Genomic DNA, 25408 nt, shown 5'->3' with positions numbered 1-25408 from the left:
CTGCTTCCAAATTGATTAAATTTACGCCAAGTCAAGAATTAATCCCTGATTTAGTTAGTCTTTATCCCACCAGATCCCGCGAATTCCCGGATATTCCCGTTTATACCTATTGGATCACTTTAGGTAAGTCCCCACAGCGGGGGCTGGTGAGTGCGTATTTCTGGAACAGCGACGTGCTGGCCGAGCGCCTGGCCGGCCATATCCTGCGGGACGCGCACGACCGTTACGTCGAAATCTACAAGGCGATTAACGAACTTGACCACCATTTTAAAGATTGAGAGAAAGGACATATTCCATGAACGCTATGACCATTGCCGGCTTTGCCCGCCGTTTGCAACGCTCCGCCCCTGATGCACTGTGTTGCGGCACCTTTTGGCTGGAGGAGGATTTTCTGGCCATCGACGAGACGCTGACCCACGCTGAAATCGCGGCCGCCATGCGGCTCGCCGATGCCTGGCACGATGAAAGCATCGGCTATAACTGGGATTATCTGGCAAGCATCGTCGAGGAGGTTGTCGCCAGACGTTGATGAATAACGGGCAAGGGCGGGTTTCCCCGCCCGGACGGGCGTCGTCTGCCGGCGGACGCGCTGGCGCATCGAGCGCCGTGCGTCCGTTAAACCGCCCCGCTGCAATGGCTGGCTGCGCCAGCGCCGCACAGGTCGCCGGCGGTGCCGGCCTGCCTCAATACCCTGTGCGCTCTGGGGCTTTCGCGTTGTGACGGCCGGAGCCGTACCCACACGCTAGCCCTGCACGGTCGGGGCGCAAGGGTAATAATTGAAGAGGTATGCACAAAGGGGACCATGCAGCAGAAAAAGTTCCGCTTGCCCAGAAACTGGCGACCGCCAGGGCGCGATAAAAAGCAGGAGCAAAGCGACTTCCTTTTTTCTTGAGGTTGATTTTTATCCAGCCATACATAGATGCTCAGCAAAACCAAAAAAATCTCAAATTGAGTAAGATTTTTACTCAATTTGAGTTTAAAAAAAGGCATAGCTGCTATATTCAATAAAAATTCTCAAAATAGAAAAAATCTTACTCAAAATGAGGCAATTCATGTTAACCGTTTCATGTGATGATGGTTCCACAAATGTCAAATTGGCTTGGTTAAAAGATGGTGAAGTGAAAACCAGCATATCTGGTAATAGTTTCAAGGAAGGCTGGAATGCAGATATCTTAGGCACAGGTAAAGTTTTCAATTATACAGTAGATGAAAAAAAATACTCTCATGACCTAGGGAGCACAGCGGCTATTGCTACAACACATGTTAGCTACCAATACAGCACAGCGAACCTACTTGCTATTCACCATGCTTTGCTTACTTCAGGATTAGATCCTCAGGATATAGAGATGACAGTAACTTTGCCAGTAACTGAATTTTTTGACTCAGACAACCAACCGAATGAAAAAAATATTAATAATAAAAAAAACAACATACTTCGTTCTATTTTTATTAATAAAGGCGAAACATTCAAAATTAAGAAAATCAATGTTATGCCTGAATTTCTTCCTGCCGCAATTGAATCGATAATCGCTGATGATGTTAAACCTTTAGAACGCAGTCTGGTCGTTGATTTAGGTGGGACCACTCTCGATTGTGGAATTATACAAGGGGCTTTCGATAGTGTAACAACAATAAAAGGAAATAACGAAATAGGGACATCAAGAATAACAAGAACCGTCATGAAGGCACTAGAAAATGCATCCACCCCCAGTAGCTTTTATATTGCAAATGAAATAATAAAAAACCATTCAAACGAAACGTATCTGCAAAGCCTTATTAATGACATTGGTCACATAAAAAACATCCAATCCTTGATTGACAAAGAATCATCTTCACTGGCTGAAAGTGTAAAGAATGAAATAACATCATTCACAGGAACACAGCGTATATATCTAACAGAAGGCGGGGCAGAGATTATTTACCCTTACATAAAGCAACACTTCCCACTTCACAAAGTAACCAAAGTAGAAGATCCTCAGTTTGCATTAGTGAAAGCCATAGCAAGGACTTAACCATGAAAGATAAAAGGAAAAAAATAATAGTATACTTGCATCCTGAACTATACCCTCAGGATTATTTGGCTGCGAAATTTTTCGATGATTTACCAACACAAACAAGAGGTGATCTTTATCGACAAACAATAATATGCGGAGCTGCATTATCATCTATCGACAAGAGAATTGTTAACCTGATTTGTGGTTTATTTAACGGCTCAATGACAACAGAAGACCTGGTAAATATAATTGAGCGCGTTACAGGCTACCGAGGAAATAACGTAAGCATCGATGATTTGGCGAAACTAATATCAAAAAAAGAATTATCGAAAGACGAGGAGACTAACTCATCAGTTACTACAAATGAAAAAAAAGCACTTTTTAACTTATCTAAGTTAAAAAAATAAATTTTATACTCATAGGTTACAAACGCCGCCCCTGGCAACTATGATGCTCGCACTACATTCTCTATTACGCTATTGGCTATCAGTGTTTTTCGGGCACGCGTTGCGGCCACGTAGAGCAGGTTAATTTCATCCCGGCGGTTGGCCTTGTCAATTTCCGAATCGAGAATGTCAGGAAAGTCGCTGTTAAGCTCAACGACAGGCCATTCCAGCCCTTTAGCCCTGTGAGCGGTAGTTACGGTCACGCTCGCTGCATTTTCTTCGTCCACAGTATACTGCCGCATAGCGTTGATTTTCTTTGGCAAGGGGTAAAACTTGTCTATGATCTTTATGGACTGAAGCATTTCCTGATCGTCGCTGGCCTCCGCAACGCGCATATACTCCTGATAGTTTTTGTATTCTGAAGAGAGTTGCCGGCTGCCCATTTTCTTATGCTCGTTGAGAGAAAACCAGTGCAGGTTGATCAGCTCATTAACCCGGTAAGCATCAATCCCGTTTACCCAAAACACCGAATCGTGATTGCTATTGGCTTCCAGTGCTGCGCCGATCACCCCTGCGACTGTCCGACTCAGTATTGCCCGGTGAGGATAGCCCTTTCGAGGAAGGCTGAAATGGACCTCATCCTCCCCTCCGCATCCGACGACCTGATGCGTTTCATCATCGAGTGCCAGCAGGGCGTTGGCCACACATGCGATATTGGCACCAAAGCGAAAGCTGTTTGTCAGCCATAGTCGGTCAGCATGGGCAAGCTGTGGCGCGTTGAGAGCGTCAACCGCTCTCCGAAAGCGATAGATTTGTTGATGTGCATCTCCCACCATAATCAGCTTACCTGTATGCCGGAAAATGAAATCGTGAGTAACAGGGTTGGCATCCTGCGCCTCATCAAACAAAATAACGTCAAAGCGTTGCGAAAGGTCAGGAGACGAAAGTTGATACAGCTTAAGATAGACATCGTGTGTCACAGGAAAATCATCGTCAGTGCTTATCATCCGTTGCCATAACGACTGGCTGAGTTCGATAATATACTCACGCATCAGCGATAACCCACTATCCTCTGCAAGAAAAGGACAATGGCGTATAATAATTGTGCTATCGGCGCTGCCCATGAAATTTTTTAACGTGTCCTGAACGGCTTTTACCAGCCCCCAGTTATCGATGCCGAGAGCGCGGTAAATATCGTTAAGGCGTAGCGAATTGGCAAAGCGATGTTTGTAGTATTTGTCATGAGTGACCCACGCCAGCTGATGCGACGTTTTGCAGGAAACGTTAGGCGGGAATTTCTGTTCAGCCTCTTCTCTCACTGAGCGGTTAAACGCGATATAGAGCATTCGTAATTCAGGGTGTTTTTCTGCATAGCGAACCTGTGTCGAGGTTTTCCCCGTTCCGGCAAACGCATTCACAACAAGTTGCTGGCCCTGTCAGTTAATGACGGCTTGTTGCTCTTGGGTCGGGATTGACATAATATATCCTTTTCTCATTGGGCCTAGAAAACTAGCACATGACCCACGATGGGTAAAATACCATAAACCTCAGTAAGGTGTAAAAATTAAAACAGAATATAAAAATTACATATCCAGGATTTTACAATTATCCTTAACTATTTTGCTGATGATGATGGGCATGGTTTTACTCGCCTGCATCGCAAAAGAAATCTACGCGATGATTAATTTTGTGTTGTTAAAATCTGAGAAGACGTTATCTTTTGGCGTTATTACAACCTTGATTGATTATTTTTTATACTTCGAGTTTGTGGCGCTCATCATTAAATATTTTGAATCAGATAACTTTTTTCCGTTACAGTATTTCATTTGCATTGGCATCACTGCCATGCTTCGTTTGGTTATTGTAAACCATGAGGATGCACTGAGTACGCTATGGTATTCTTCCGCCATACTGGTTCAGGTTATTGCGCTATACATAACGAAAAAAGGAAATATACAATAACCCACAAAAAAAATCACTCAGTGCATACAACCATGAAGTCATGTCAACAATAAAAAAAAGGGCCGGTCATTTATCATTACTTGCCGCCCTTAATGATATTCAGCTTTTCAGATTATTCAATTCAGAATCAGTTAATCCGGTAACCTGCTTGATAAGCGTTTGGCTGGTTCCAGAATCAAGCATATTTTTAGCCACTGCAATAATGCCTTCACGCCTACCTTTCTCAAGCCCTTTCTGAATACCTTCTTGAATACCTTCCAACTTACCTTTCTGAATACCTTCTTGGATACCTTCCAGCTTACCTTCCAGCTTACCTTCCAGCTTCAGAGCCTCAGCAATGGTCATAAGTGCCTCCTCGTGTCTCTCCGCCCGTCTGGCTATCTCGGTAATGAACGTGCGTGGCGAGGCGGCATTCCCCTCCTGAACCAGATAGTTCATCATCGTGACAACCTGCGTATCCGTATAATAATTGTACGACAGCAGTTTAACAATACTGTCTAGCAACTCTGTCATATCCCGGCGACGAATATGCTTCTGAATCAACTCTAGCAGCGCCATGCGCCGGTGCTGCATGATGGCATCATCATCGAGCGTGGTCACATCCGCCAGCCGGAACGGCTGGCTGTAAATCTTCGCTGCGATATAGGGCCGTTCAAAGCAGTCCAGCCAGTTGGTGCTGTACGGATGCGGACTTTTTTCGCCGCAGTAGAACAGTACCGGAAAAACCAGGGGCAGTTTATCATGCCCGGCTTCCAGATGCCGCTGCATGGCCGCCATGCAATAGCGCATTAACCGCCAGGCCATCAGCTTGTCGGGGGTCGACTGGTGCTCAATCAAACAGTAGACATAGCCATCAGGTCCGTTGGCGTTCACCGAGTAGAGGATATCACTCTGGTAAGGCTTCATGTCCGAATCGATAAAGGAGCCGGACTCGGGCTTCAGGGTCTCCCAGTTACACAGCGCCTTGATATCATCAGGCAGCCAGATATCAAAAAAATCCTGCGCTGTGGCCTTGTCGTGAAGAAACTGCCTGAACACCGCATCATGGGGCGTCGGGGTAAATTTATTGCTCATGGCGTTGGCTCTGCGCCCGATGGTGGCGCGGACTCTGTTTCTGCTTGCCATTTCTCCAACTGCTTCAGGGCATGGGCCTTTTGCTCCTCAGTCACTTCGCCACAGGGTTGCCCGCCAAGGTCAAACCGACTGCCGCCGGCATGGACCGCTTGCTGATAGGCTGGCGTTTGCGTATAGAACATCAGCGCCGCGCTGGCTTTGGCGCGGGTTAGCTCCAGTTCACGCGCCTTGATATCGTCAAGGATATTTGCCACCATACCAATTTTTATCGGCTTCGACTGTTCAAGGCTGAAGAGTTGCGGCCAATGTGCCACCAGACTGGCGATGGCCTCCTGATCCCGGCGTAATTTTTTCGCCCGGTTCCGGGCGATGCGCTCTTCCCGGCTCAGGGGCTTGGGTGGCGGCTGTTTCGGCTTTGGCTCCTTGACCGGCTTCGCCGGTTTTGGCGCCGGCGCGGGTTTATCGGCATGCTTCGGATTCACATAAATTTTCGGCTTGCGTCTGATACTGAGCAAGGGGCGCTTGGGTTCGGTCATCAGTTTTGTTCTCTTGCTTGATGGTGCTTATGGGTATCATACCAGCAGGTCTCCCTTCCCGCGAATACGCGGCCGTCAGAGGCGACCACGTACCGGGNNCACTACGGGTTAATGACATGACTGACGCGGGGTCGCCATTGCGGGGGAATGGCGAACACCATCCCATGCTGGCGACAATAGTCATCCAGCTGCCGGACATTGTGGATACCTATCTTGTGGTAGATGCACTGCAGACGGTTTTCTACCGTGCGATGCGATATCTGGAGCCGCTGCCCAATGCGCTTGCTGCTCAGGCGCGGCAGCGATAAAAAGATGATGCTCCGCTCCCTGTCGGTAAACCTGTCGTCGACGGGCCAGTCCTCCACCGGTCGGGGACAGCCGCCCTCGAGATAGTCCGGTAAAGACAGGAACGGGAACGGCCGCGCGTGGCAAAAGCTGCCGTGACACACGCCGTCATCATCTACGTCGGGAAGAAAGCAGAACAACCAGGGCTGCATGATGCCGTGGGCGCCATAGGGCTGGCTGTTAAACACCCCAAGCGGTTGACGTTGCTGCCGTGCCTGGGCCTCCTGCGCCAGGAACAGCGACACCAGGGGAGAATCATTGCCGCATGCCCGTTCGTCGCACCTCAGCAGTCGTTGCATGGGGGCATTGGCAAACAGGGTGCCTGCGGCATCGGTGAAGACGCAGGGGGTCTGGCTGCGTCGCCAGAGCGCGGTGAGCGAGAGAGTCATAGGTTACCCTCCCGTCCGGCATTCAAACGCGCTGACAGCTCTGCCACGCATTCATGGGCCGCATGCTGGAATAGGGCAGAGACACCAGGATGGTCAAACCCGGCAGCGGACGCCACATGCCTCCCGGCGAACACCCGGATTTCCCCGCACACCCAGACGGCAAAAACCTCAACACCCTGCGGGTCCACTGCCAGCGCGCCAGATACCGCCTCGTCCTGAGACGCAGGCAAAAAGTCATCCTGCAGGATGGGGTCATCCGGCGTCAGTGAGGCAAGAGGGACCCGCCGCCACGCCAGCGGACTCGATATTTTTTCCACATCGAGCAGCAGCGGCCCGTCGATGCACCAGTCCTCCGGCAGTTCAGTCACGGCGGTATTACGGAGATTGAGGTAGCCGCCGACACTCAGCGTGGCGGGAAGTGCAGCGATAGGCGTACCCTCAAGGTCGAGGGCACCGTCCACCGCCAGATTGGCCGGCAGGGATAGCAGACGGGTATTCTCCAGCATGATGTCCAGCCCGACGCCAATATCGGCCGGCAACGAGGTTATCGGTGTATTACGCAGGTCGAGGCTGTCCATGATATCCAGGCCCGCCGGCAGGGCCGATAATCTGGTGCACTCGCGCGCTATCAATGACCCGATGATGGTCAGGTTATCCGGCAATGTGGCAATATCGCTGCCGGAGAGGTCGACATCGCCTTCGACAAGAAGATGACCACCCGAAGAGGGAGTGACGACAAGACCCATACGCTTAACAAAGTCGAGGAAATCCGTCATGCGACACCCCCGTTTTTCACGCGGGCGGGGCAAGCAGCCAGAAAACGACGGCGGGATTCACACACTCTGGCACGAAGGGCAGTCCAGTCGCGATTTTCCTGTTGCACCGCCTGTGTGCTGGCCTGACGCCACAGATTTTCCGCTTCATCGAAACGGCCATGACGCTCACACCGCGCAGCAGAGTCAGCAATATGCGCATAAAGGGAACGATTCATTGCGCACCTCCCAGGTTCAGAAGAGATTGACGCTGGCGAGTGTTTAAATTGCGCGAATGATGCGCAAACAGGGCAATTAACGGGCGGGACGCTTCAAATATGCGCACGCGGAAGGTAGACTTTTGCATAGTCCGACTCCTATTACAGCTAGGTCTTGGATTAGCTGGTAGTAAGAGCGTCTAACTCTTGCTATCAGCGCATAACATTTTATGTTCTGATTGATTTTACTCCTTTTACTGCAAAAATTCACTCTTTGTGGTGAGTATTTTATTTATGAAATCAAAAACTTAAAATAAACTTTTCGGATAAAAAACGCTTTTTCGCCAGCACTTTCCTGGCCCTCGTATTTTCATTATTTTTCATAGGATAATTGTACTTCAAAAACTCCCCCCGTAAGAGACGACGAATGACCTGAGCCATCTGGCTTTCTGCGCACTGGTTGCGCTGCACCTGGCGCGGTAGGATGGAATTGCCAGCTCACCGTATGCCGAAAACCTGTTCCTTGTTCGTTGGTTAGCCCAGGCGAAAAAACAAAAACGTTTCCCCAGGAGCGTGGCAATCGACATTAGCTACCTGTTGGAAAAGGGCAGACAGCAAGGTCCTGCCAGCAAACTGAAGCAACGACTGGAATATTTATGGCAATCCTGCACCGGAGAGGTAACCGAGCAATCTGACCTGTTTCGGCTGACCTTTGCCACCGAAAATCTTAAAGACCAGGGCTGTAATAATCAACTAATGAGCGACAGGGACTGGCGTACCGGCCGGTTTTCTGCATCAGAGCTAAATCGCAATGGTTTTTATGTTGAAAAGACCGCCTTGAACGCCGGGTACACCGAAAAAGGCAAGCAGATTAAGAGCGTGGAATTTCGCGTTATCGGACAGGTCGATACCTTTCTGCAGACATTTACGCTGTACGGGTTAACCGCCGAAAAAACGGCTTCCAACAACCACTATCATACGGTCATACTGACACTCTGAAGCCCGGCGCAGCCGGTACGGTCCTCACAGACACCCCATACCCGCCCCTTGCCCTGCCAGACCGGATTTTAAAGGCTTGAGTAGCGCGAAAGCCGCCCTACCGAACTATCAGCGACACGACCACCACCTAAACCTCCAGAAATCACTAAAATGAAAACTTAAACCCTATTAGTTACAGCACCCACAGTTCTTTTCCCCACCGGCCCGTTGGGCCGGTGGGGAAAAGAACTGTGGGTGGGGCGGCGGATGTTTTTTTGTGGGTTTGGGCGATTGAGCGGCACGGGCGCGCCTGCTGTAAGCGAAGCCCTTTTTGGTTTTGGGGTAGGTGATGGGATTGTGGTTGGCGGCGAGGTTATCTCCAGATCGCCGCTTTTAATTATCTTTTTCTGTAATAGGAAGTTACAGTTACTTTGCATCTATTCCATAGGGGTTATCTATTGCCCGTTTTCCCTTGCATCTGTTGGTGGATAAAAAAGACCGGGGGTCGGTTTTGGGGGAATTAGGGGGTGGGTGTGAGGGAAATGGCGGGGGGAATGCGTGAAAATAAGGGGGGGATTGGGGTAGGGGCGTGCGGAAGCCTACGCCGTGAAGCGCATCATTTTCTCCGGGGCGGAAAGCCGGGCAAAAGAGAGTTTAAGGTGTGTCTGGCGGTGGGGCTGTAGACGCGGCCAGCTTGCGCAGAGCGTGGTAGCGCTGGTCAACCATACGCCGCAGCCCCTGGTGACCCATCGCCTCCAGTTCGTCCTTGCTGTGCAGCTTCACCAGGTCGTTCATGATGGAATGCCGGGCCTGTGAAGGCTCCATCTCATCAATCTTGCGCGCATGACGACGCTGCTTGTTGAAGGCCCGCTTCTTAAGGCGATAATCAAACGCTTTCTTGATGTGCTTTTCTTTGGCGCGACGACGGGCTTCGCTCAGAGTGATGGGGGCTTCGCTCAGAGTGATGGGGCCTTCGCCTTTGTCTCGCAGCTTCTGGTTCTCCCAGGCCAGCTGCTGGCTCTGTGCCGACAGGAATTTACCTACCTCGTAATCGATAAGCACAAAGAACAGCTCGGTGACCCAGATAATCTTGGGGATATAGGAATGCGTGCTGTCGTCCCAGACCCGTTCGCATTTGATGGCGCCCAGCTCTTCCAGCGTCGTCAGCGCCCGGCTGGCGCGTGAGATGCTTTTCTTTGCACCGCTGCCCGTTGACAGGCCACACCAGTCAGACAACTGCTCCACGCCGGCCTCCACCTTGCCGGAGACGATATTCAGCCGGTCTGCCATCGCCACCATCAGCGCGTTAACCGCCCGCGCCCGATGGGCGTTCATCCGTTTGATAAACGGTTTTTTCAGGCCGGTTTTCACGTCAAGGCACGGCGTGGTGTACCAGGCTTCATGGCGGGCCGGATTACTGTTCTGGGCCGCCTTGACCAGGGCTTTGACTATTGCTGGCTTGGCCGCATCCGCTTTCGGCGGCTGGTAACGCGGATAAGGATTACTGACATAGCAGTCACGGACTGCGTTATGGGGGTACTTTTCAGTCGGGGAAGAGGAAATTTGTTTAGCCACCGCTCCCTGCGCTTATGGCAGAGCGGAGGGAGGAAGTGCGTTCTAACACTTGAAAGCTAATCTTCATTCGGCTAGTATCCTTCTTGAATACGTGCGCTGACATGATTCGCAATACCCTGATAGAGACCTCTGCCAAGATGACACTATCGGGGTTTTTTGCGTTCTGGGGCCAGGAAATTTGTTTTCTCTGACGCCAGGCACCTGCTCACTGTAGGGGAGCGGCCTGAACGACGGGTTTACCCGTGGACTGTGACACAGTAGCGAAAAGCCCGCAGACTAGCAAGCGGGCTTTTTATTTTGGCAGAGACGCTATGTGTGACGCGGGTACGATGGCCGTTCTGGCACCGTTGAGGAAGGAAGTGCAGCGTGAGACTGCGCTAAGGCTTTAGGTTACTGATAAAAAACAAATAGACTTATTGATGAATAGAAAATAATTAGCTATAAATATAATGAGTCGTGAAATTTATTGATCCTGTTGTTGGATTCAAAGCCGGTCATCGTGCCGGTTTTCTTTTGAGGGGTCGAACTGACGATTCTGACATCCGTAATAGCGTACCACTACACATAGGTGTAGTTATCGATTAGATGGGTCAATGGCAGGCTGACAGCTCGCGTCAAATTAATATGACTGCGTCTTTGCCTGGGCTTCCCACCAAAATAGCTGATAACGAAAACTGGCCCCAGGCAGCGTAAACAGATACGTCTCGATCGCCCGCTTGGCTGCTACAGACAGTTGTTTATCTTCCAGCGTGGTGAGTAAGGTATGGAATGGGGTGCGCTGATAGCAGGTTTCTGCTGAGGCATCGACGCCATAATGTGCTTGCTGATGCGCCAGTGAATAAAGAACTGCGCGGCTGAGTTTTTGCGTGCACCGTTGAAATCGTGTGGATTCGTCTCTGAATACAATGGTGATGTATCTGGCCATGTAACAGATATTTTCGTCGGTCAGTTGCAGGGGCATATATATATTCCGTATAAGGAAAAGCCTCACACTCTGTCTTTGAGGCTTTATCATGATTCAATCCTGGGCATTGCTGGCAATATCTAGGATTTCAAAGTCAAGCATCATATTCATGGCGATATCTTACTTTTTAGCGGTATGGGGTTCACTGGGCGGATGGCCAGTCTGCATATTTCTGTTGCGCCGCTGCGCCTCCTGAACCTTGCGCAGGGGGACACCCGGTGTCCAGTGAAAATCAGCGCTCTCCTGAGCGCCGTCAGCCGACAGGTTGCGAGGTGGCCTGCCTTTCCGACCCCTCCCGAGATGACCTTTTCCCGCACGAGGACGCTCGGCAAAAAAATCATCCGCCATTTTCTGTTTTTCCTTCAGGCTTAAGGTTTTCCCGGCCGTCTTTTCAGCCTGTTGTATCAGCGTTTCCAGCAGAAAGCGGTCGTAATCGTCAAGTTTATCTATTCCTGCGTGTATCTTTTTCGCCAAAGCATTCTCCTCACCTCATTCGGTGACATAACGTTTTTTCACTGTCTTTAAACGGAAGGATAGCAGAAAGTAAGCACGATAATGTTAAGAACAAACCTGCATTTACAGGAACAGTAATAAGTCTGCGAAATTTCTTTGTTTTGGTGGTTATTTAACATAAGAGCGGTTACCCGCCCCGCGCCAAGGCCACTCACTGCGAAAGCTCCTCTAAAGGTGCGAAAGCGCGACCCTTCCCCTGCGAAAGGGGCCGATTCTGGTGTTGCCGAGTTGTTGCGAGAACGGCGATTCTCGTTTGAGTGGACTTTTGGTGCGAGCAAGGCATTTTGGACAAGATCAGAGTTCTATCCCTGAAATCGGCTTAACGAGCTTTAAATTCCGTTTTCTGAGTCAACCCTAAATAAATCACCAAGTTATTGTCCATCAACCTGATTTACTATTTTCAGTTGCGGCAATCATCGCTTGAGCTATTAACTTATTTAAAACGACATGATCATTTTCTCTCCGCTTTATCGCACCTACAATATTGGTAACTTCTTTTTTTCTCTTATTTATTATAGATTTTTCAAGAATTTTTCTCTTCGGCAAAGAAAATGTCACTATGCTTTGTTTTTGACATACAAAGTAAATTCTTCACCTTGATTTTTTATTACTCTCACATTGGCATCAACAGCAAGCAAATCCATATAAAGTTCATCTAACCCATACTTACTCCCTTTGACAAAAATATAAATTTTCGATTCTTTTGCCATTAAACTAATCAGCATTTCTTCTTCTGATGTCTTTCTAAGACTTAACACCTTAATATTTATGAATGACGCATCCTGCAAATTTTGAAAATGGTGAAGATTTGTATCTTTCTGGATACGAGAAAAAACATAACTGTGTGCTTTAACTTTATTTTTATTACTCATCCCAAAGGTATGCTTGGCACAAACAACCTTTCCTTCAAAAACCACCTTGCCACACTTACTTTTAGAAATCAGATGCATGACCTGAGTTCCATTTTCTGTTGCACTCCCTGCGTTTAGAAATAGCGATATTTTTTTTGTTAACATCTCTGATTAACGTCCTGCTCAGATCGAACTTTCTTAGGGAGGTAACACAAATATTGCTATTGCGATACATCCCTTTAATAACAAGATTATCATCATTCGAGTACAAAAACTAATTCACACGAAAGTAATAATCATAGCCATAATTTAATACATCATCCCCCCCTATACGTGTTAAAAGCTTTTGTGGGATAGATTTATCTTTAACACGTGATAAATTATATTTTGGAATCAAATTAAATCGACATCCCGTTTTCCCACCGAAACAGTAAAATTTGAGACTAGCCCCACTACCACTAAAATACATCAATGACTTGTCATAAGCATTGAAATGCAACGCCATGATTTCATTTGTTATATCACACAAAAACGCCATATTATTCAACTCGAAATACAGTTCCGTATTTTCTTTTCCCTTATTAATATCAACACCAGATTTAACAACAGACGTCAATCTCTCTTCGGCATCATTAACTTTGACGACCATGCCTACACTACTAGGAACAGGTTCTTTTTCTTTTGACACAAAATATTTTGCTTTATATATTTTTCTGCCGTTATGAACCTGCACCGAAAACCGCCGTTTCGGATTAATAAAACACAGCATAGAGCAAACATCATCAGGTTTACATCTAAACCGAGAAAACGTGCCAGCATCAAATTCAAACCGAATAATTTCATCTCCATGTCGCCCTTGAATGCGTATTCCACCACCAGACAAAGCAACAAATTTCTCCATAATAAAAGGAAACCATCCCTCTTCTTTTTTAGGGGGGGTCTTTATTTTTTGTTTTTCCTGTTCTGTTGTATAACAAGGATGAACAGGCCAAGGAGGGCCTAAGAAATCAAACAAAACACGAGCGCCATTTTTGTTTTCATAGTAAAACACCTCTTTACCACACTCATTACACTTAACATTGGGAATAATAAATAATTCTATTTTGTCATATAAATTATTTTTTAATTTGTATCTAGGGGTCAGATTTTCATAGTGGCACTGTGTATCCGAAGCCATAACATCATCAACTATCATCGGACGAACAACACCACCAATGCTACGAAATATTTTCTTACTCATCAGCAACCTCAATAAAAAACCTCTAATACTTTAGAGAAATTATAACAAAAAACAATCATATTAAGAGTGCGTTTTATATTAAACCTAGCGCTAAGGAAGTGTCAAAATAAATCTGATTGGCGTAAAAAGTGCGGCTTTAGTCTTGGCTGTCTCGCGACAATTAAAAACGGGTTATGACAACAATTATTTATCTTTTGGCATAAATGCGCCAGACTGCTCAACCAGTTTTCTGGCCATCGCGTCAGAGACCTTCAGCGGGTCCGGCTGGGTTTTAACGGTAAACCATGTCGTCCCCCGTTTATTCAGTACCGCGCGTGCGGCCTCAAACAGCAGGATCCCCCGTTGGCTCGGGCTGTAACTGATATCACTGCGGTTATCCAGATCCAGTGCAACCTGGACCAGCGTTGCCAGAACCGGATCCATCAGCGGGGGAAGGGTATGCACCGCGCTACCGGCAATGATGTCATCGGTACGGTGCAGCACGGTATTGATGTCCATTTCCGCAGGCGGTAACAATCTTGCCAGTTGCGGCTGCTGGGCCAGTAACTCCGCTTCGCCCGGTGTGTCAACATCAATAAAGCGGTTTATCTTCAGCGCCAGGGTGGACGACTGTTTTTCACTGTCTGGAATGTAGATCGCATTGCTGGGCACCAGGGCGCTTTTAAACGAGATAAAGCCTTCCCCCGGATTCAGGTCCTTGAGTTCATCCAGCGAAATACGGTGCTTTTCGCGGATATAGGTGGTGTTGGCATCTTCATAATGGCTGCTCACCGTGCCGGGTGTCCGTTTCACTTCGCCCAGCTCGGCGTAATAATCTTTACCGGCGGTCGCTTTGGCCAGTTCAAAGGTATCCTTTTCATCCTGCAATGCCATAAACCATTTGATCAGCATATTGGCGTTGACGGTCTGATACTCGCCCCTGAACTGATCAATAAAACGCTGGATATCCTGCGCAGAAATCACCAGCATCATCCCCAGACTGCGCATCTGCACCGCGAGGTCATCCATCCCCGCCGCATACAAGCGCTGTGGCTCATCTTTCAGCCGGAACACGTAATGGTTGAAACTGCCGTCCGCATTGTTCACCGGATTACCGCGCCCCAGCGGCGTCAGCCCGTTCGACGTGATGTCATTAAGCAGCATGTACGACTGGCCATCGGCGTTTCGGCACAGGCGGCCCAGCACCGGTTTATACGCGCCGTCATGACGGACCACCCCCTGCACAAAGTCGCCCTGCGCCTTGACCAGCAATAGTTTGAGCTGCGCCGACGCATCCCTGGCCTCAAACAGCACCTCACCGGCCTGCGCTGAGGGTGCCGGTAACGGCGGCTCGGAGCGCACGGCTTCACGTGCTGCCACCAGCATCTGGCGCTGCGCGTCGTTTTTCAGCACCAGAGGCAGGTCGTACTCGGCAATCAGCGCAATCGCCCGCTGTTTGAATGCCGTGCTGCCCGTCAGCTCGATATGGCCCCGCAGCACCAGATGCTTTTTTGCCACCAGAAGTGCCGAGAGGATCATGCTGTCGTTCTGACTGGCGGCCGGGTTCGCCATGATGATACGCCCCTGCCGGGTGTGATCGGTGAACGGATCTGACCGTCACGGTTTCGCAACGGAATAAGCAAACGCTGCCGGTCATCAATATGCACCCCGTGCATCGCCTGTACGCCCTTTTTCGCCAGGTAAGGATGCTGCGCCGCCTGGGAAAAACGGCGGTAGACGTGTGCCACGTTGCCCGCCTTGTTGTCCTGCTGCTGGCGTTTGGCTGCCATCCGATCCCACTGACGCTGGGCTGTGATGGCCTTAAGATGCAGCGCCGCCTGTGGATCGGCCGTTTCACCGCGGAAAACCCAGCGCGTCGGGTTCGCCGTGCCACCATCGCGAAAGTCGTTAAACCAGCCATTAGGCAGACCGTCAAGGTGACCGACGTAGGTACAGGATTTTTTCCCCGGTTTATCGTCGGTCATGCGAATACGCTGGCGCATCCCATCCATCACCGCCGGCCCCGGCAGATCCGCGCCCTGCGCCCGCAGAAAATAGGCAAACTGCGTCGGCGCATCGCCGGCATTCACCCCCACCGCTAGCGGATCCAGTTTCCAGGGGGACAGTGCCGCCATATCAGCACCGGGCAGGGCATACCAGAGGGCGCGCCCCTTATCAAATCGCAGGGCAGACCGGCCATCGTCCAGCCGACCAGCCCGCGTGCGCGCCTGTGCCTTGTCACTGTGGGGAACAGCCAGGTACGTCCGGCTCGTCGCCATAACACCCTCCGTTATTCAAAGAATTTGCGATACCACCAGGGCCGTCCCGTCAGGCGCCTGCCGCGCAGCAGATGGAAGATCCGCTGACGTAACACGGTGACGGTGAAACCAAAGTGCGCCAGAACGGCGTAGAAGATGAGCAGGCCCGCGCAAAACAGGAACATCGTCCACGAGGGCCACTTGAACCACAGGGCGAACACCAGCCAGGCGAGTGCTGGGATCCCGATAATGCGCACCGGCGGCGAGGCGTCGCGCCCCTGGTAATAATCATCCGCCATCTGCCCGCCTTAGCGCCTGAAACGCCGTCGCCCCCAGATAACGCCGGGCCGTCACGTCGCTCACCGCCCCCTGCTGGAACAGGCGCCAGACCTGATCGGCAATGCGTGCATGACGCCGGGTCAGCCCCTGATCGAGCAACATCGGCCAGGCGGTATAGGGATGCGTACGCAGTTCATCGCGCAGGACATCGTCAAACAGCACGTATTCCTGCACCGACCGGCGTTTGCCATCGGTGGTCGGTACCAGACGCTGCATCACGATAAAACGCATCAGCTCCAGCATGTTGTGCGCCAGCGGCTCGCGGTTCCCGGCAGGTAACATCCGCACGCTGCGCGAAAAGGCATGCCCCGGGGAAAAGGCGTGCTCGGTGCCCAGACAGGTATGGCCGGATAATCCGCAGCTGACCATGCCCTCCACCGTGTCACCGTCACGCACTTCCCCGATCCCGATAAGGGTGGGGGCCTGACGCATCGCCAGGCGTAACCCGGCGGCAAAGCTCGGGACATCGTGGCCTATCTCACACTGCTGCGGCTGCAGCAGCCAGTCAGGCCCGCCGAGCAGCCCTTCCACCGGATCCTCATAGGTGGTGACCTTGCAGTCCGGCTGCGTTTGACCGTGATGCTGATACACCGCGCTTAACAGCGTGCTCTTGCCGGAGCCGGTCGGCCAGACAACCAGCCCCATGCCGTCAACCGGCAGATGAGCCAGCATCTGATACAGGTCGTCAGGCAAGCCGAGGTCAGTCAGCGGCGGGATCGCGTTATTAATCACCCGCAGCGTCACGGCAATGGCGGTATTGACGCCACGAATAGTGGCCTGGGTGAAATTGGCCCGAAAGCGCATCCGCTCCCCGCGCGCCAGCCCGTAACGTTGCTGGCTGTCGCCTTCGAGCTGCAGGGACGCATCGTCGCCTTTGCCGCTCTGGACCCGGGCCTTGATCGCCGGGCTGAAAATGCCGTCAATCAACGCCAGCAGCGTCGAATGATCGAGCGTAAACGCCGAACAGGGGATAAGACGCCCGTGCCGCCCCACAATAATCCGGCCATTGCTTTGCAGATGAATATCGGACACCGCGTGGCGATAGCAATGCACGAAAAAGCACCGCAGGGTGTCGGCGGTGAGTCCGACGGAAAAATCAAACTGCGCCAGTGCGCTCATTATTCCCTCCCTGTCTGAATAACCGGCTGCCAGCCTTTCCTGTCCAGCGCGAACCCAGCACGCTGCTTCAGGTCGCGTACCTTGTCGCCCAGCATCAGCTGTTGACGGTCACCGCTGACCGATTTCAGCTGTTCACTGACCACCGGCGGCGTCATCATGTTCTGTTTCAGCAGCAGCGAATAACGCAGCATCCCGGTGTAATCCCGGGTCAGGCGGTTAAAATTGGCCACCAACGTGTCGTCAGCGCTCTGACGGCCGGCTTGCCAGCCTTTCCTGATGGCGGTCTGCCAGATATGCCGCTCTGCCCGGTTGCGCGGCATCACGTCCGTGCCCGGCGTCGCGTTGACCGCCAGGCCGGCGAACAGATACTGACGCCAGCTGGGCGGGTTACTGATAAAGCGTTCCGGCACCAGGATGTTGTAGACGTGATGCGCCGTGCGTATCTGCCGGTCGGTGATGGTGGCCATCGAGGTCGCCTCGGCAATCACCGGCGGCAGCCAGCCTTCACGCTGAATCAGCGGCGCGAACAGATAAAGACGGTCGAGCTGTGCCGCCTGCTGTAACAGCGACTGACACAGCTCCCAGGCGCGTTGTGCCTTGCCGCCGCGAAAACCTTCCGTGCTCCCCGCCTCGCTCAGCATCTGATAGACGGTGTTGTTAACGCCATCGTGAGGGGCAGGCGCGGGCGTCAGCCAGGCGGAGAGGGACGGCGGCGGGACCTCGGCCGGCGGTGCCGCATCAACGCCCACGCTCCCCCACAGCAGAGCCAGCGTCAGCCCAAGATAAACGGGTTTTCTCATGACAGTCGTCCTTGCAGCGGCGGCATAAAACCGACTTCCAGCGCATCCTCCTGCTGGGTCAGCGTGGCACGCCAGTGGATCTGTGCCCGTATCAGCCGCAGCAGGGTATCGAAGGTCGTATCACGCTCATGGAGGGTGACCGGCAGGGGAAGGCGGACACCGGTATAGCGAAACCCCACCCCACGCTGATGCGCCAGCTGGCTCAGCTGTTCAATGGCATCGCCGTCCCAGTCGACGGAAACGCGTTGTGAGTTGGCGGTAATGCGCCCCGGCAACCGCCAGCCGTTTTCGGTCAATGCAAGCGCCAGCGGCGGCGCTTGACGCGATACCGGCGAGGCAGACAGTGAGGCGTGTCGTGGAGGTAATAATGACAGTGCGGGGTGCTGGCAGCCCGCCAGCAGGCAGGGTGCCAGCACCCCCGCGAGGATAGGCAGTTTCATTGTTTTTTCTCGGTTAAGGACAGAAAACAAAAACAGGGGAGAAAAAGGCAATCAGTGGGTAGCTGATGCGAAGCGCGATATTTGATGGCGATCCGTTCAATAAATAAAATGTCTATCTTGTGTCATTCACTGAAAAAGAATTACACTCAATCCTTGATTTACCCTCAAACACTACCGCTTCCAAATTGAGTAGTTCGTTTACACATCTCATAATAAGAATGAATTTATGCAACCCCTCGTTTTATCCAAAGCGCAGCGTATACTGTTTCCTCTTAGTTTAGTGTTATTTGAATTTGCTGTTTATATAGCAAACGATATGATCCAACCGGCTATGCTGGGAGTCGTAGCCAATTTCAATGCAGGCGTTGAATGGGTACCCACCTCCATGACGGCTTATCTGGCCGGCGGAGCCTTCTTGCAATGGTTCTTTGGCCCTTTATCAGACCAGCGCGGATGACGGCCCGTTATGCTTATGGGCGTCGCATTCTTTATTATTACCTGTTTAGCCATTTTACTGGTTTCGAGCATTGAACAGTTTATAGCCATGCGCTTCCTGCAAGGCATAGGGTTGGGTTTTATTGGTGCTGTGGGTTATGCCGCTATTCAAGAGACTTTTGAAGAAGCACGCTGTGTCAAAATTATTGCGCTGATGGCCAATATAGCGTTAATCGCGCCCCTATTGAGGCCATTGGCGGGCGCTTCATTGATCAACATCCTCTCCTAGCAAGGCATGTTTGTGATATTCATTATTTTAGGTGTCGTTTCCTTCGTGGGTTTATGGTTTTTTATGCCAGAAACAGTAAGACTGAAGGGGGGAGCATTATCTTTTCACACGCTATGGCGTGACTATAAGCAGGTACTGAGCAACCGCCGTTTTATGTGTGGTGCACTCGCTATAGGGTGTGCAGATACGCCATTACTTGCCTGGATCGCCCTCTCTCCACTGATCATCATTAGCGGAGAAAAGCTGTCTACCGTTACCTACGCGTTGTTACAAATCCCCGTATTCGGAGGGCTTATTGCCGGTAACCTGATGTTGAGTCGTCTCACAGGAAAGACCAGTTTACTTCGACTGATAAAACTCGGTGGCAAGCCGATGATCGCTGGCCTGGTCGTAGCAGGAAGTGCAACATTTTTTCCATCAACGGATTATCTGTGGATAACCGCGGGTCTGAGTGTGTATTCATTTGGCCTTGGCATGACTAACGCATGCTTAACCCGGTTAACGCTATTTTCCAGTGATATTAGCAAAGGCACCGTCTCCGCAGCGATGGGGCTCATCAGCATGATAGTGTTCACCCTGGGTATAGAAATGTCTAAAATAGCTTATCTATGGGGAAACAAGGGCGCGTTCAATCTCTTTAATCTACTGGGCGGGGTGTTTTGGTTGATATTAATCGTGCTTTTTATTCGTGGACGACCAAGAGAATCAACAATATCGAATATTAAACAGCCCTAAGCTAGCCTAAGTTCCCTTCTTAAAAATTTTCGAACAATCTACACAATCCGCCGGTTTTTTTATAAATCGGTGGTCTCGTCTTTTTTAAACCGTCATTCATCACCTTATTTTACTTTTTTCTCGGCCCGACGGGACGCTTGAGTCGTAATGATTTTAGTATTACGAAACGCATAAACGGTGAGAGTCAACCATGATGTGCAGTTGGTGTAATTTTTTCAGGATCTGTCATAGAGGGTATCCACTTAAAATAGGTGGACACCCTCCTTCATGATATAAAACAGGGCGTATGCCCTATCTGGACTGACGGGTTCAGATTACAGCTTGGTCACATTCTCTGAGAGATATTTAGCGACACCTTCCGGTGATGCGCTCATCCCTTCCTGCCCTTTTTCCCACTGTGCCGGGCAGACTTCCCCCTGCTCTTCATGAAATTGCAGGGCGTCGACCATCCGCATCATTTCGTCTATATTCCGCCCCAGCGGCAGATCGTTAACGACCTGATGACGCACAATCCCTTCTTTATCGATCAGGAACGACCCGCGCAGCGCGACCCCGGCGTCAGGATGTTCAATACCGTAGGCTTTGATGATGTCGCGTTTTATGTCCGCTACCATCGGGTACTGGACCGGTCCGATCCCCCCTTTGTCAGTCGGCACCTGCCGCCAAGCATTATGCACAAATACAGAGTCGAAAGACACACCGATGATTTCCACACCGCGCTTCTGAAACTCTGCGTAGCGTTTGTCGAAGGCAATCAATTCGGAGGGGCAGACGAAGGTGAAATCCATCGGCCAGAAGAAAATGACCGCCGGTTTACCCTGGATATGAGATTTAAGGTTGAAATTGTCAACGATTTCCCCCGTGCCGAGCACGGCGGCGGCGGTAAAATCGGGTGATTGACGAGTGACCAGTACCATATTTACTCCTGTAAAATAGCGTTTTCGGATTGATAGGATTTAAACCTGCCTAAATAGTTGTTCCTAACTGATGTTACGCGGAGAATATTTTTCAAAACATTAAATCAGTAAGCAACTAAGCAAAAAACCCCAGGTTTATTTTTTTATACAAAAAAAGCTAAAAACATACACCTCAAAACGTAAAAGAACTCCATCTCGCTAGACATCGCTTTTGTATTAGTGGAGTGGTAAGTCTTTTTTGTACAAAAAACTCTATTCTAAGTAAAATTTCTGATGATTCAGGCACTGCGTAACATCAGTTATGCAACAAACGCTCCAGCTGGCGCTTCAGCTGAGCATTTTCCTGCTCCAGCCTGTCAACCTTATCCAGCAGCATCAGCGCAACGGCAGCGCCTGACCACTCCAACTCCAACTCAATACGCAGGCGGTAGGCTCGCTTAAGGCAGTGCAGCGCGTGATAATCAAAAATCCAGTCAGCATCCGGTTCAAGCGGGGAAATCACTCCCAGCGCCACGACCTCTGTCAGTTCTTCTGGCGGGATATCTACTACCTGGCAGATTTCAATCAGGGTGTAGCGTTGTTCCATCATCATTTTGACTCCCATGCCATGCGAAGATCAAAGGCGGCCTGCGTCGATAACTCTCGCCACAACTCACTGGTTTTGTCGTCGCCTTTTGGCGGCATTACCACTTTTAAAATGGCATACAGATCGCCGGTGCTATTTTTACCGGCCAGCCCTTTGCCTTTTACGCGAAGTCGTTGACCATTCTGACTTCCAGTAGGCACAGTCAGCGTAATTTTCCCCGTCAGCGTTGGTACCTGAATCGAGGCTCCCAGCGCGGCTTCCCACGGGGCCAGCGGCACCACAATCTGCAAATTCTGTCCGTCGATTTCAAACAGTGGATGCGGCGCAATTTTTATTATCAAATACAGATCGCCGTTTGCCCCACCGTTGATCCCAACCCCGCCCTGACCTTTCAGGCGAATACGCTTACCATCGACCATCCCGGCAGGAATTTTCACTTTCAATGTTTTATTGACCGTATCGATCTGGCGCCCCTGCGCATCAAACACTGGCAGCGACCAGGAAACGTTGCGGCTTTTCCCCTGAAGAGTCTCTTCTAGGAACAGCGGCACTTCCATTTCAAGATCCTGCCCTCGCATCGGGGAAGGCTTTTGGCTGGAATGCCGAAAGCCTCCGCCAGCGGCCTGGCGACCAAAAATGGACTCAAAGAAGTCAGAGTAATCACCATGGTCTCCCTGGGCACCCTGCCACTGGTCGCCGCCGTGACCATAATCCGGAGGCGGCTGATAGAAGCGAGGATCGTCACGATGATGGCGTAACAGATCGTACTCAGCACGCTTTTCACTGTCTTTCAGTACCTCATAGGCCTCGGCCATTTCTTTGAATTTGCTTTCAGCATCCTTTTCGCTGCTCACGTCCGGATGGTACTTGCGGGCCAGACGTCGGTAGGCGGTTTTAATGGCTTTTAAATCTGCGGAAGGTTCAACCTCCAGCAGGGAATAATAGTCTTTAAATTCCATCTATTAACACCTTATAATAGTTTTAACGGCTCGCAATCAGCGCCAATTTGAGATCAAACTAAGTGATAATGAATATTGCGGTGATCTCACGTTTATCTTTTCCGCCTTTCAATCCATCGTTACGGGCTAGGGCGTGTCCTCATTTCATTATAATTTACGAAAAAACATGATCATGTTTGTATATCAGGTCTAGCAAGGGTATTTTTCATCCACCTTATGCTCATTTAATTAATAAAAAAATGATTTAATGTGCATTCTTTCTTCGTTTTTTCACTCATGTATGCTATGAGGACACGCCCTAGAATTAACTGCAAATGAAAAAATCATCTCTTTGGGATCTGGATGCTCGTTTATCGCTGTCTCATAAGTTTCTTTTCAACCCTTGCATCCTGCAACAGAATCTTTGCCGTAAAAAACAGGGGTCAAACATAACAAGCCAGCCATAACGATTCCTTGTTAATTATTATCATGATACATTAAAGCTCCAGAATCACCATTCACTTTCTCCAAAATATACTCAACGTACTTCAAGATGCATCCACCTACCCAGCAGAAGGCACGAGTAGTAAGCCCCTCGCGCGGTCTTGCCGTGCATCTTGAAGTTCATTGAATATACGCACATCTGTCCTCCCTGCGGTAAAAAATCCGCTGAACAGTGAGTCCAGAAACAATTAACGGTCTTACCAGACACATCGTGGCAACACATGACGTTTACTATTTGAATCGCGCCGGGAGGGAATAAAGTCAACCGTACCGATGGGGCAGGGCTGTTCACTTTTTACCTCGGAGATAAAAACTCTGTAGTAAAAAGCGTAATATCATGGAGATAGCAAAACGAAAAAAATGTTTAGAAAAAAACAGTACGACAAACAGAGCCCACACCTCATTTTATAAGCGCGAAGATGCACCACCTAAGCAGACTTACCAAAGGGCACCTCGAAAAACCTAGACATTTTCATTTTTGATTTTTAAAAACGCTAACTTATTGTTCGACATGAGTTATTTTTGCTCATATTGCGGATAAAAAACAAACAACCCTCTGATTCTGCAGTTATTTTTTTGCCGTCATTTATCGAATCTGAGGTTTTTTGAGGTGCACCAAAGTATTCGCATGAACCATGCGCCATCACCTTGCTAATCGCACTTTACAATCTGCCGAAGACCTAGATTCTCAAATCCATCAGGCCGTCAGAAATATAAATTTTGAGCGAATCAATCAACCACGCATGGCTGCTCAGGGCTAATTCAATGGCAACAGGTAATGACGTAAGCCGACTCTTCATGTTGATGCCCTACAAACTTCAGACCTGCGGCATACCAACCGACAGGGCAACGATATTCCCTAAAGTCGCGCCCACCCCAGTTACCCATCTGTTGGCACTGACGCTGTTGCAGTGTGCCGCCTGATGTCCAGACACGATTTTCGCAGGACAACAACGCCCCGGACAGAGTTCTACCGACCAGACCATTTGGTGAGCATCCATCACCTGCCTTGACTGAGTTTATTTCATTTAATTCAAAGAACCCGCCTTTCAGTTTTCCGCCGGTGTAAATTCCCTTGTCATTAACACTTCTAACCCAATCAGGGTCAGACATGTAAAAACCCCCGCCGTGAGTTTCATTCTTCCAGCCCTGATTATTGCGCGTCACTATCCAGCCATTGTTGCTGCGGATATTATCGTCTGCCGTGATTCCTTTACCCGCAGTGACAGACTCTAAAAAGTTGCCGTTCTGCGCACTTAGCACTCGGGTATCATTAATATCGTTTTTCCCCATATCCAGTGCGGTATGCATATGGTTCAGGTCTGGTCGATGATCAACCGCAAAGCGATACAGGCGATCGCCGGCTTCGCTATCACTACCCAGCGCGTCGGAAGACAACATCACCGCCAGACGCCCCTGCTGGCCCGAGAGACCGAAATGGGTGAGGTTGACGTTCCAGCTACCATTGGCCCCCACCGCCTGGTTCATCGGCCAGATATAGCCCCCCAGCCCACTGATATTCTGGGCAATATACCGCAGACCTCTCGGCGGGATTTCCGTCCCCGCCGTCGTCAGCACAAACGCCATCATCTCCTTTTGGGCACTGACGTTCCGTGTGATGGCCACCAGATACGATTGCCCTTCCCCCGTCGTCAGGCTAAACCCCGGCGGAAGATAGTTCGCCGCTTTCAGCTCTTTGCCGGTGATCACCACGTTTTTGGCCGACGCGAGTTTTTATGTCAGGGTATCCTTATTGTCCTTGATATAGCGCCGGGCGGCGGCACTCACCGCAGACAGCGTTGTCGCGCTGACATCCCAGGCGCGCTCCTGCTGGTATTCCAGCACGTGCGGCACCCCAAACGTCATCATCAGCGACAGCAGGGTCACCACCATCATGGTTTCTATCAGGGAGACCCCGCGGTTAACCCGCGAACAGGGGAAAGCCTGTTTGTTACGCGCCATAAAGCGAGCCCTCATTGAGTAAGACGGGATAAACAAGATGAACCAGCAGCACCACCGGCAACAGCCTGTGCGCCTGGCTGCCCCTTGCCGGGCTGACCTGTGCGCTGACGCTTTATGTCGCGCTGACCTGTGCGCTGACGCTTTATGTCGCGCTGACCTTCTGCCTGGTGGGCCGTTCAACGCCCCATCCGCTGGCGCCCTGGCTGTTGCCGGTGGTGCTGCTGGTTCATCTTGTTTATCCCGTCTTACTCAATGAGGGCTCGCTTTATGGCGCGTAACAAACAGGCTTTCCCCTGTTCGCGGGTTAACCGCGAGATCGGAAGAGCGTCG

Annotated in this window: 28 protein-coding genes and 2 pseudogenes; 7 read left to right on the top strand and 23 right to left on the bottom strand. The window is 50.4% G+C overall.

Features of this window, described 5'->3' with window-relative positions; translation table 11 throughout:
- The 4 genes and pseudogenes from ACMX3H_RS03215 to ACMX3H_RS03200 form a co-directional block, all read left to right on the top strand.
- Window positions 1-278, top strand: a pseudogene (locus ACMX3H_RS03215) (hypothetical protein); the annotation flags it as partial.
- A gap of 17 nt (window positions 279-295) precedes the next feature.
- On the top strand, window positions 296-529 hold the full coding sequence (locus ACMX3H_RS03210) for a hypothetical protein (protein WP_415209787.1): 234 nt from the start codon (window positions 296-298) through the stop codon (window positions 527-529).
- Between the two features lie 523 nt (window positions 530-1052).
- Window positions 1053-2012 carry a plasmid segregation protein ParM domain-containing protein gene (gene parM / locus ACMX3H_RS03205; protein WP_415209786.1) on the top strand — a complete coding sequence of 320 codons (960 nt, stop codon included), beginning with the start codon at window positions 1053-1055 and terminating at the stop codon, window positions 2010-2012.
- Between the two features lie 2 nt (window positions 2013-2014).
- Window positions 2015-2401 carry a plasmid partitioning/stability family protein gene (locus ACMX3H_RS03200; protein ID WP_415209785.1) on the top strand — a complete coding sequence of 129 codons (387 nt, stop codon included), beginning with the start codon at window positions 2015-2017 and terminating at the stop codon, window positions 2399-2401.
- 38 nt (window positions 2402-2439) lie between these two features.
- Here ACMX3H_RS03200 and ACMX3H_RS03195 read toward each other — a convergent pair whose 3' ends face one another.
- Window positions 2440-3798: a 3'-5' exonuclease gene (locus ACMX3H_RS03195; RefSeq protein ID WP_415209784.1), complete on the bottom strand. Its 1359-nt coding sequence runs from the start codon at window positions 3796-3798 to the stop codon at window positions 2440-2442.
- Between the two features lie 202 nt (window positions 3799-4000).
- On the opposite strand from ACMX3H_RS03195, the gene ACMX3H_RS03190 reads away from it, so the two are divergent.
- Window positions 4001-4342 carry a phosphate-starvation-inducible PsiE family protein gene (locus ACMX3H_RS03190; RefSeq protein ID WP_415209783.1) on the top strand — a complete coding sequence of 114 codons (342 nt, stop codon included), beginning with the start codon at window positions 4001-4003 and terminating at the stop codon, window positions 4340-4342.
- A gap of 99 nt (window positions 4343-4441) precedes the next feature.
- Here ACMX3H_RS03190 and ACMX3H_RS03185 read toward each other — a convergent pair whose 3' ends face one another.
- The 5 genes from ACMX3H_RS03185 to ACMX3H_RS03165 all read right to left on the bottom strand — a co-directional run bounded on the left by ACMX3H_RS03185 (window position 4442) and on the right by ACMX3H_RS03165 (window position 7677).
- Window positions 4442-5416, bottom strand: a complete 975-nt coding sequence (locus ACMX3H_RS03185; protein ID WP_415209782.1) for an Rpn family recombination-promoting nuclease/putative transposase — start codon at window positions 5414-5416, stop codon at window positions 4442-4444.
- A complete protein-coding gene (locus ACMX3H_RS03180) occupies window positions 5413-5898 on the bottom strand; it encodes a ProQ/FINO family protein (protein WP_415209781.1) in 486 nt (161 codons plus the stop codon). Before ACMX3H_RS03180 ends, ACMX3H_RS03185 begins: the two co-directional genes overlap by 4 nt.
- A gap of 155 nt (window positions 5899-6053) precedes the next feature.
- Window positions 6054-6686 carry a helix-turn-helix transcriptional regulator gene (locus tag ACMX3H_RS03175; protein ID WP_415209780.1) on the bottom strand — a complete coding sequence of 211 codons (633 nt, stop codon included), beginning with the start codon at window positions 6684-6686 and terminating at the stop codon, window positions 6054-6056.
- Complete coding sequence (locus ACMX3H_RS03170; protein ID WP_415209779.1) at window positions 6683-7462, bottom strand: hypothetical protein; 780 nt, start codon at window positions 7460-7462, stop codon at window positions 6683-6685. The genes ACMX3H_RS03175 and ACMX3H_RS03170 overlap by 4 nt, the downstream gene beginning before the upstream one ends.
- On the bottom strand, window positions 7459-7677 hold the full coding sequence (locus ACMX3H_RS03165; RefSeq protein ID WP_415209778.1) for an ANR family transcriptional regulator: 219 nt from the start codon (window positions 7675-7677) through the stop codon (window positions 7459-7461). Before ACMX3H_RS03165 ends, ACMX3H_RS03170 begins: the two co-directional genes overlap by 4 nt.
- A gap of 468 nt (window positions 7678-8145) precedes the next feature.
- Here ACMX3H_RS03165 and ACMX3H_RS03160 point away from each other — a divergent pair, with 468 nt between their 5' ends.
- A complete protein-coding gene (locus tag ACMX3H_RS03160; RefSeq protein ID WP_415209788.1) occupies window positions 8146-8655 on the top strand; it encodes a DUF2913 family protein in 510 nt (169 codons plus the stop codon).
- Between the two features lie 633 nt (window positions 8656-9288).
- Here ACMX3H_RS03160 and repA read toward each other — a convergent pair.
- From repA to ACMX3H_RS03100, 12 genes are all read right to left on the bottom strand, one after another.
- Window positions 9289-10209: a plasmid replication initiator RepA gene (gene repA / locus ACMX3H_RS03155; protein WP_415209777.1), complete on the bottom strand. Its 921-nt coding sequence runs from the start codon at window positions 10207-10209 to the stop codon at window positions 9289-9291.
- Between the two features lie 619 nt (window positions 10210-10828).
- Window positions 10829-11170 (bottom strand): hypothetical protein, encoded by a 342-nt coding sequence (locus ACMX3H_RS03150; protein WP_415209776.1) that lies wholly within the window; start codon window positions 11168-11170, stop codon window positions 10829-10831.
- 123 nt (window positions 11171-11293) lie between these two features.
- Complete coding sequence (locus tag ACMX3H_RS03145) at window positions 11294-11647, bottom strand: hypothetical protein (protein ID WP_415209775.1); 354 nt, start codon at window positions 11645-11647, stop codon at window positions 11294-11296.
- 420 nt (window positions 11648-12067) lie between these two features.
- A complete protein-coding gene (locus tag ACMX3H_RS03140; RefSeq protein WP_415209774.1) occupies window positions 12068-12244 on the bottom strand; it encodes a hypothetical protein in 177 nt (58 codons plus the stop codon).
- On the bottom strand, window positions 12244-12702 hold the full coding sequence (locus ACMX3H_RS03135) for a hypothetical protein (RefSeq protein ID WP_415209773.1): 459 nt from the start codon (window positions 12700-12702) through the stop codon (window positions 12244-12246). Before ACMX3H_RS03135 ends, ACMX3H_RS03140 begins: the two co-directional genes overlap by 1 nt.
- Window positions 12703-12811: 109 nt before the next feature.
- Window positions 12812-13777 carry a hypothetical protein gene (locus ACMX3H_RS03130; RefSeq protein WP_415209772.1) on the bottom strand — a complete coding sequence of 322 codons (966 nt, stop codon included), beginning with the start codon at window positions 13775-13777 and terminating at the stop codon, window positions 12812-12814.
- Between the two features lie 183 nt (window positions 13778-13960).
- A complete protein-coding gene (locus tag ACMX3H_RS03125) occupies window positions 13961-15328 on the bottom strand; it encodes a hypothetical protein (RefSeq protein WP_415209771.1) in 1368 nt (455 codons plus the stop codon).
- A complete protein-coding gene (locus ACMX3H_RS03120; RefSeq protein ID WP_415209770.1) occupies window positions 15292-16035 on the bottom strand; it encodes a DUF5710 domain-containing protein in 744 nt (247 codons plus the stop codon). Before ACMX3H_RS03120 ends, ACMX3H_RS03125 begins: the two co-directional genes overlap by 37 nt.
- Window positions 16036-16046: 11 nt before the next feature.
- On the bottom strand, window positions 16047-16313 hold the full coding sequence (gene icmT / locus ACMX3H_RS03115) for an IcmT/TraK family protein (protein ID WP_415209769.1): 267 nt from the start codon (window positions 16311-16313) through the stop codon (window positions 16047-16049).
- Window positions 16303-17472 (bottom strand): plasmid transfer ATPase TraJ, encoded by a 1170-nt coding sequence (traJ, locus tag ACMX3H_RS03110; RefSeq protein ID WP_415209768.1) that lies wholly within the window; start codon window positions 17470-17472, stop codon window positions 16303-16305. Before traJ ends, icmT begins: the two co-directional genes overlap by 11 nt.
- Complete coding sequence (locus ACMX3H_RS03105) at window positions 17472-18272, bottom strand: type IV secretory system conjugative DNA transfer family protein (protein ID WP_415209767.1); 801 nt, start codon at window positions 18270-18272, stop codon at window positions 17472-17474. The genes traJ and ACMX3H_RS03105 overlap by 1 nt, the downstream gene beginning before the upstream one ends.
- Window positions 18269-18712 carry a DotD/TraH family lipoprotein gene (locus tag ACMX3H_RS03100; RefSeq protein ID WP_415209766.1) on the bottom strand — a complete coding sequence of 148 codons (444 nt, stop codon included), beginning with the start codon at window positions 18710-18712 and terminating at the stop codon, window positions 18269-18271. The genes ACMX3H_RS03105 and ACMX3H_RS03100 overlap by 4 nt, the downstream gene beginning before the upstream one ends.
- A 226-nt stretch (window positions 18713-18938) precedes the next feature.
- Here ACMX3H_RS03100 and ACMX3H_RS03095 point away from each other — a divergent pair.
- Window positions 18939-20171, top strand: a pseudogene (locus ACMX3H_RS03095) (MFS transporter).
- A gap of 314 nt (window positions 20172-20485) precedes the next feature.
- On the opposite strand, the gene ACMX3H_RS03090 reads toward ACMX3H_RS03095, so the two are convergent.
- The 5 genes from ACMX3H_RS03090 to ACMX3H_RS03070 form a co-directional block, all read right to left on the bottom strand.
- On the bottom strand, window positions 20486-21088 hold the full coding sequence (locus ACMX3H_RS03090) for a peroxiredoxin C (RefSeq protein ID WP_415209765.1): 603 nt from the start codon (window positions 21086-21088) through the stop codon (window positions 20486-20488).
- 295 nt (window positions 21089-21383) lie between these two features.
- Window positions 21384-21680 carry a chaperone modulator CbpM gene (locus ACMX3H_RS03085; RefSeq protein WP_415209764.1) on the bottom strand — a complete coding sequence of 99 codons (297 nt, stop codon included), beginning with the start codon at window positions 21678-21680 and terminating at the stop codon, window positions 21384-21386.
- Complete coding sequence (gene cbpA, locus ACMX3H_RS03080) at window positions 21677-22633, bottom strand: curved DNA-binding protein (RefSeq protein WP_415209763.1); 957 nt, start codon at window positions 22631-22633, stop codon at window positions 21677-21679. Before cbpA ends, ACMX3H_RS03085 begins: the two co-directional genes overlap by 4 nt.
- A 1245-nt stretch (window positions 22634-23878) precedes the next feature.
- The gene (gene pilV, locus ACMX3H_RS03075) at window positions 23879-24829 is read right to left on the bottom strand and encodes a shufflon system plasmid conjugative transfer pilus tip adhesin PilV (RefSeq protein WP_415209762.1); all 951 of its coding nucleotides are present in this window, start codon (window positions 24827-24829) and stop codon (window positions 23879-23881) included.
- A 21-nt stretch (window positions 24830-24850) separates the two neighbouring features.
- On the bottom strand, window positions 24851-25078 hold the full coding sequence (locus tag ACMX3H_RS03070) for a Tfp pilus assembly protein FimT/FimU (RefSeq protein WP_415209761.1): 228 nt from the start codon (window positions 25076-25078) through the stop codon (window positions 24851-24853).
- Between the last annotated feature and the right edge of the window lie 330 nt (window positions 25079-25408).

The sequence above is a fragment of the Sodalis sp. (in: enterobacteria) genome, assembly GCF_047607725.1.
Taxonomy (GTDB): domain Bacteria; phylum Pseudomonadota; class Gammaproteobacteria; order Enterobacterales; family Enterobacteriaceae; genus JBLKSS01.
This window is presented reverse-complemented; position numbering and strand designations above follow the sequence as displayed.

Excerpts from the sequence above, each read along its gene's own strand:
- ACMX3H_RS03150 (WP_415209776.1), bottom strand. The coding sequence starts at position 11,170 with ATGCCCCTGCAACTGACCGACGAAAATATCTGTTACATGGCCAGATAC.
- ACMX3H_RS03165 (WP_415209778.1), bottom strand. The coding sequence starts at position 7,677 with ATGAATCGTTCCCTTTATGCGCATATTGCTGACTCTGCTGCGCGGTGT.
- ACMX3H_RS03120 (WP_415209770.1), bottom strand. The coding sequence starts at position 16,035 with ATGGCGACGAGCCGGACGTACCTGGCTGTTCCCCACAGTGACAAGGCA.
- ACMX3H_RS03085 (WP_415209764.1), bottom strand. The coding sequence starts at position 21,680 with ATGATGATGGAACAACGCTACACCCTGATTGAAATCTGCCAGGTAGTA.
- ACMX3H_RS03070 (WP_415209761.1), bottom strand. The coding sequence starts at position 25,078 with ATGGCGCGTAACAAACAGGCTTTCCCCTGTTCGCGGGTTAACCGCGGG.
- ACMX3H_RS03170 (WP_415209779.1), bottom strand. The coding sequence starts at position 7,462 with ATGACGGATTTCCTCGACTTTGTTAAGCGTATGGGTCTTGTCGTCACT.
- ACMX3H_RS03185 (WP_415209782.1), bottom strand. The coding sequence starts at position 5,416 with ATGAGCAATAAATTTACCCCGACGCCCCATGATGCGGTGTTCAGGCAG.
- ACMX3H_RS03135 (WP_415209773.1), bottom strand. The coding sequence starts at position 12,702 with ATGTTAACAAAAAAAATATCGCTATTTCTAAACGCAGGGAGTGCAACA.
- icmT (WP_415209769.1), bottom strand. The coding sequence starts at position 16,313 with ATGGCGGATGATTATTACCAGGGGCGCGACGCCTCGCCGCCGGTGCGC.
- ACMX3H_RS03090 (WP_415209765.1), bottom strand. The coding sequence starts at position 21,088 with ATGGTACTGGTCACTCGTCAATCACCCGATTTTACCGCCGCCGCCGTG.
- cbpA (WP_415209763.1), bottom strand. The coding sequence starts at position 22,633 with ATGGAATTTAAAGACTATTATTCCCTGCTGGAGGTTGAACCTTCCGCA.
- traJ (WP_415209768.1), bottom strand. The coding sequence starts at position 17,472 with ATGAGCGCACTGGCGCAGTTTGATTTTTCCGTCGGACTCACCGCCGAC.
- ACMX3H_RS03200 (WP_415209785.1), top strand. The coding sequence starts at position 2,015 with ATGAAAGATAAAAGGAAAAAAATAATAGTATACTTGCATCCTGAACTA.
- ACMX3H_RS03105 (WP_415209767.1), bottom strand. The coding sequence starts at position 18,272 with ATGAGAAAACCCGTTTATCTTGGGCTGACGCTGGCTCTGCTGTGGGGG.
- parM (WP_415209786.1), top strand. The coding sequence starts at position 1,053 with ATGTTAACCGTTTCATGTGATGATGGTTCCACAAATGTCAAATTGGCT.
- ACMX3H_RS03175 (WP_415209780.1), bottom strand. The coding sequence starts at position 6,686 with ATGACTCTCTCGCTCACCGCGCTCTGGCGACGCAGCCAGACCCCCTGC.
- ACMX3H_RS03130 (WP_415209772.1), bottom strand. The coding sequence starts at position 13,777 with ATGAGTAAGAAAATATTTCGTAGCATTGGTGGTGTTGTTCGTCCGATG.
- ACMX3H_RS03125 (WP_415209771.1), bottom strand. The coding sequence starts at position 15,328 with ATGGCGAACCCGGCCGCCAGTCAGAACGACAGCATGATCCTCTCGGCA.
- ACMX3H_RS03100 (WP_415209766.1), bottom strand. The coding sequence starts at position 18,712 with ATGAAACTGCCTATCCTCGCGGGGGTGCTGGCACCCTGCCTGCTGGCG.
- ACMX3H_RS03210 (WP_415209787.1), top strand. The coding sequence starts at position 296 with ATGAACGCTATGACCATTGCCGGCTTTGCCCGCCGTTTGCAACGCTCC.